This is a genomic window from Streptomyces sp. NPDC002690 (genome assembly GCF_053592415.1).
The window spans coordinates 1-5,907 of the sequence record NZ_JBSFVR010000428.1; the positions used below are offsets into that span (position 1 = coordinate 1).

Annotated in this window: 2 protein-coding genes; both read right to left on the bottom strand. The window is 70.6% G+C overall.

Annotated features, from left to right (window positions below):
• Positions 1–2,607: DNA-binding protein (locus ACWD3D_RS32430; RefSeq protein ID WP_451464309.1), on the bottom strand; the 2,607-nt coding region annotated here is incomplete at its 3' end.
• Between the two features lie 275 nt (positions 2,608–2,882).
• Positions 2,883–5,450 carry a beta-L-arabinofuranosidase domain-containing protein gene (locus ACWD3D_RS32435; protein WP_451464310.1) on the bottom strand — a complete coding sequence of 856 codons (2,568 nt, stop codon included), beginning with the start codon at positions 5,448–5,450 and terminating at the stop codon, positions 2,883–2,885.
• Positions 5,451–5,907: the final 457 nt, after the last annotated feature.

Below are 5,907 nucleotides of genomic sequence, written 5' to 3' on the forward strand. Positions count from 1 at the left end.
TGATGTTCGCGAAGATGGGGCTCTCCGGCAGTCTCGTCGGACTCGCCATCGTCTACATCGCGCAGACGGCCCCGGTTCGTCCGCGACCCGTACCGTCTTGCCCCTGCCGACGGTGCGGCTGCCGGTGCCGGGCGGGAAGAGCGCAGCCAGAGAGCGTCCGAGCGTGGTGTTGTCGCCGTCGGCGGCGAGAACGGGCAGGTCGCCCACAGCGACGACGGTGCCGCCGCCCCGGACGAACGAGGTCAGGGTGTGCACCGCGGCCGTCTCCAGTACGGGGGCCACCGGCAGCACCACCAGGTCGTAGGACGCCTCGCCGACCCGCAGGACACCGTCGCGCGGCTCGGCGTGCGCGAGCAGGTCCGGGTCACCGGCCAGGGCGCCCTCGTGCACCAGGTCGAAGTCGACCTGGGCGCGCTCCAGGGCGAACGCGGTCTCGTCGAAGGCGGTGTCGACCTCGCCCTGGCGGGCGGTGGCGGTGAACTGCTCGGCGGCGCGCTGAGGTTGCAGCAGCGCGGTACGGGCCCCCGAGGTGCCGCGGGCCAGCTCCATGACCCGGCCGATCCACGCGGTGATCGGAGGCATCGCCCACCACCACGGGTTGCGGGGGCCGAACGGCGGCGCGAAGTAGACATGGGTCTCGTCGGTCCAGAGCGCGTGCAGCGCGGTGAAGTTGATGCCGCGGGTCGCGTACGCGCCGAGCAGGGCCCGTACGAAGTCGGGGGCGACCTGCCAGCCCATGTTGCCGAACGCCTCCATCAGCACGCGCGGGCGCCCCATCTGGTGGGCGACGGAGGCGGGGTTGCGGGGGTCCATGGTGGGGGTGGCGAGCTCGTACTCGCCGGTGATCGCGTCGCCGCCCGGTACCTGCGCCCACTGGTTGACCTTGTGCAGGTCACCGGTGGACTGCAGGCGCTTGGAAGGGGACGTCTCGTCGTAGAGGGGGTTGGTGATCAGGCTCACGCCTCGGTCGCCGTACCACTTGGCCTGCTTGGCGAAGTACTGGGCGAACCGGTTGGACACGGCCTCCCAGTAGCGGCCGTGCAGAATCCTTCCCTGTTCACCGAGTTCGTCGAAGGCGCTTGCGTAGGCGGCACCGGGCTCGGCGCCGACAGCCTTCAGCTCCGCGGCGAGCGCGGGCGACCAGGGCCTGCGCTTGAACGGGTGCGGGGCGGCGGAGGCGATGAACGGCTCGTCGTCCCAGAACCCCTTGATCACCGAGCCGAAGTAGCGACGGAAGCGACGGTGGTACTCGCCGGGCACCATGTCGAGGAAGAGTTCGACGGGCTCGTCGTCGAGGAGGTCGGCGTACCCGCGCGTGTAGCCGCTGGAGTCGTCGGTGAGCGTCACACCGCCGAACAGGTCGATCTGCCAGCGCCCCGCGGGCACCTGCCAGGTGCCGTCGAGGTGTCCGGTGAGCTCGACGAGGTCACCGGCTTCGGTGGAGTCCACCGGGCGGGCGGTGGCGGCGACCGGGCGAGCGGCTCCTCCGGGCAGGTCCCGGACGGCGAAGTCGCCCGCGGCGGAGGACCGGTCGAAGGACTGCCGGTAGAGGTCGGTGCCGTCGGCAGCGGTGACGGTCAGGCCGTCCCACAGGGAGCGCTGGCCGTCCCGGGCGTGCACGCCGACGCCGCCCCCGGACAGGGTCCCGTCGGTGACGGTGCCTTTGTCCTTGCCGTCGAGGGTGACGGTGGCCGTGTCTCCGGTCACCCGGACGGTCAGGGTGTGGAACTTGGTCTTGTTGAAGCCGTCGGTGCGTGAGGACCGGGCGAGTTCGGTGACCTCCCCGCCGGTGATCCGGCTGATGGTGACGACACCCGTCTGCTCGAACTCCACCAGCAGCGCGTCGTCGCCCGCCTCCGAGGCCTTCACCAGCATCCCGGACGCGACGACGTCCGGCTTGGCGCTCGCGGAGACCGTGCAGTCGCCCCATCCGGCGCTGTCGGTCAGCACGGCGGGGCCCACCAGGACTGCCGCATCCGCCACCAGGTTTCCGGCGTCGACGCCGACACCGGTGGTCCGGGCCGGGTCCACCCTCGCCGGTCCCTGGACGACGTGGGTGGAGCGCCACAAGCCCTTCAGCCGCAGGTCGGGCCGGGCCTCGTAGGTGCGTGAGCCGACAGTGCCGCCCTGGGCGATCAGGTAACCGGCCCGGCCACTGGGGAAGTGGTTGTCGTTGAACAGCCACACCTTCATGCCGGTCTTCTCAGCGGTGACGAGCACGTGCTCGATGATGTCGAACCAGCCCTCGGTGAAGAAGGCGGGCTGCATCGCGTCGTTGTCGTAGGGGAAGACGATGACCTCGTACATGCCCTTGGAGCGGAGGTCGGCCATCTGGGTCTCGACGAGTTCGTTGGTGACCGGGCCGTTCCAGTACCAGTACACGGCGGGCCGGCTGTCGCGACCGGGGTCGGCGAAGTCGATGTCGCCGAAGGCCGGCAGGGAGGCCGCCGCCGTCCCGCCGGCGTGCGTGGACTGCCCGGAAGCGAACGCGGGCAGGCCGTTGAGGAAGCCGCCCGTGACGGTCGCGGTGGTGAGCGCTGCCAGGCCCACGAAGCGGCGCCGGGTCGGGTGGGAGGTGCCTTCGGGAGAGCTGAACATGTGCGACATGGCTCTGCGGTCTGCTTCCTGTACGGGAGTTGCGCGAGGACGGCACGCCACGCGTGCTGCGTGACGGCACGGGGAAGGGCGGTCCCTCTGTCGGGGCGACGGCGCCCGGCTGTCGGCGCCGGGGGCGTGCCCGGATCGGACCTGGGGTGCGGCGTGCCCGGATCGGACCCGAGTACGCCCGGGCCGGGCCGGAGCGCATCGGGGCCCCGGCCGGCCCGAGGAGGACCACCGGCGGGTCCACGGCCGGAGGAGGCCTCAGACGCCGGGGGAGGGCCTCACCCGCGGGCCATCGCCGCCACGTCCCGGGGCGACAGCACCCGGTTGTGGAGGCGGAAGTCCGCCACGGCGCCGTGCAGATAGGGGTGGGTGGCGTTCTGCGAACGCCCGAGGTAGTTCTTGGTCGTCCCGCCGAGCAGCAGCGGTGAGCAGACCATGGTCTCGTTGCGCCCGGTCTCGGCCCCGTCGATGTACAGCACTCCCGTGCCGCCGCCCAGGGTGAGCGCCACGTGGACCCACCTGCCCAGCGGCAGGGACACGTCGGCGTCCACGACGTCCTCCGCCTCCATCCCGGCGATCTTGAGAGCGGCCCGCGGACAGCCCGTTCCGGTACGGGCGGCGAGGAAGAGGTAGGTGCTCTTGTGGTAGCCGAGGTCGAAGATCCGCGCCGAGTTGGCCACCGAGTCCAGACGCGCCCAGGCGCTCACCGTCAATTCGCCCAGGCCGCTCGGCAGCCCGCGGGCCAGCACGACATGGCCGCTCGTGCCGTCCAGGGCCACGGCTTCGGCGGCTCCTCGTCCGGCGGTCCATGACGCACCCCCGGCGAGCAGGCCCTCGGGATGGCGTCCGGTGGCGTCGGCGACGGCGGTGCCGGTGCCCTCGTCGAGCGGGTAGCGGGCGACTTCCCGGGGGCGGTCCTGGCGGGGCGGACGCGCGAAGTAGACGTTGTAGTGCTGATGGTGGACCTGGTGGAAGGGCCGCAGGGTCACCGGCGCCCCGTCCGCGCGCGCCGTGAACACGGTTCCACCGCCGGAGACCCGGCGGACCGGGCCGTCGTCGAGGGCGGGGATGGTCACGGACGCGGTCGTCCCGTACTCGCCCGCCAGTACCAGCGGCCCGTAGGACAACCCCACGACGTGCGGGTTGTCCGGGGCGGGACGTTCCACGATCTCGCGGGGCAGGGTCATCACGACGGTGTCGCCGGACCGCCACTCCCGGTCGAGGGTCGCGTAGGTTCCCGGCTTTACGTCGCGGCAGACGGTGCGGCCGTTGACGGTGATGCGGGGAGACTGCGGGCGCGTACCGTCGGCGAGCCATCCCGGTATCCGCATCCGCAGCCGGAACCGGGACGGCGGACCGGTGACCGTGAGCCGGACCCGCCCGGACTCCGGGTATCCGCCGCTCTCTTGACGTATCGTCACGCCCTGTTCCCGCCAGTGCAGTTCGGAGGGGATGAAGAGGTTGACGTACAACTCGGGGCGTCCGGCACCGGTCGAGCGGAAGTAGATGCTGTCCGCGAATTTCGTGTGGGTCTCCAGGCCGGTGCCGTGGTCGCAGGAGAAGTTGTCGTAGTCGCCGCTGTAGCTGCCTGGCGCCGCGCCCAGACCGCCCTTGGGCTGCCGCTCGGACCCCGCCCACAGTCCGGTGTAGTAGGTGACGAAACCGTGCGGGGAATCGGGGTCCTGCTCACCGAGCATCTGGTTGTACAGGGCCCACTCGTAGTGGTCCATGCGCTCGGCCCGGGAGGGGTCGTCCAGGAACAGCCGCCGACCCAGCTTGAGCATGTTGTACGTGTTGCAGTTCTCGCAGGTCTCCTCGGAGAGACGGCTGACGATCTCGCCGGGCGGGCCGAAGAACTCCTGGTTGGCGTTGCCGCCGATGACGTACGAGTGGTCATGGACAACGATGTCCCAGAAGTTCGAGGCGATCGCGTGGTAGCGCCGCTCGCCGGTCGCCTCGTACATCCGGGCCGCGCCTACGATCTTGGCGATCTCGGTGTTCGCGTGCCGGCCGTCCAGCTCGTCGCGCCCCTCGGCGAGCGGGCCGAACAGGTTCTCCTGGTCGAACCGGCGGGCCGTGCGCAGGGCCGCCGGATTGCCGGTGGCCAGATACAGGGCGGCCAGCACGTCGTTCATGCCACCCCACTCCACCCGTCTGACGTTGTCGAGCTGATCCGGACCGAGCGGTGCGGTGCGGCGGTCGGCCCAGGCGGTCATGGCTTTGAGGACGTCAAGTGCCGTCTCGTTCCCGCACAGTTGGTACTGGTCGAGCAGGCCGGCCATGATCTTGTGGATCGTGTAGTACGGCGCCCAGGGCTTCGACCCCGCCTCCAGGGCGGCGAACACCTGCTCGGGGAAGGCCGAGAGGTAACCCTCGCCATATCCCGCCGCGGGGGAAGCCGCCTGACACTCACTCAGGACATCGACGATGCGGCGGCCCTTGTCCGCGTACGTGTCGTCCCCGGTGTTGGCGTGCGCGAGTGCGAGACCGGAGAGCAGGTGCCCGGTGGTGTGGCCGCGCAGCTGGACGTCCGGGGCCTCCCAGCCGCCGCAGGGCTGCGCGCTCGACGGCAGGCCGACGTTGGTGCGGAAGGTGTGCAGCAGGCGGTCGATGTCGACGGCTTCGAGGTAGGCGCAGGTGCGCCGCATGTTGTCGAGAAACGGGCTGTCCAGCAGCAGGACCGACCCCATCGCGAACTCGGCCAACGCGGGGCGGGAGGCCGTGGCCCCGGCCCGTGGAGCATGGCTGTCGGCCGCGGCGGGCTGCCCTCCGGTGACCGCCCATGCACCGGCCGCCATCCCCGTTCCGATGACGAACCGCCTTCGCGTCAGGCTCTGTCGTGGCATGCGGCGACCCCTCTCACAGCGTGAGCGTTGAATCGTTTTTTTGGATGACGGTCACTCTGATGAAGGGGATCGCCGTGCGTCAAGATGTGTGTAGCAGCTCTTTTTTCAAACCTATTGTCTTGGGCACATCAAAGGCATAAGTTTCCGGCGCATCGATTGAATCGTTTGAAACATTCAATCCGGACTCACGTCCCGGGTACGGCACCTCGTGCCCCCGGTGGGCCGGACTCGTGCCTGTGATGGGCCGGACTCGTGCCCCCGATGGGCCGGACTCGTGCCCCCGATGGGCCGGACTCGTGCCCCGGTGGGCCGGACAAGGAGCGACATGAGCCTGCGACGGCGAACAGTACTGACGATGGGTGCCCTGGCCGGTGCGGCCGCGTCCTCCCTGCCCCTGACGGCGGTTCCCGCGGCGGCGAAGGACCGCACCGGCCGCGCCGCGCCGCGCGGATTCGCC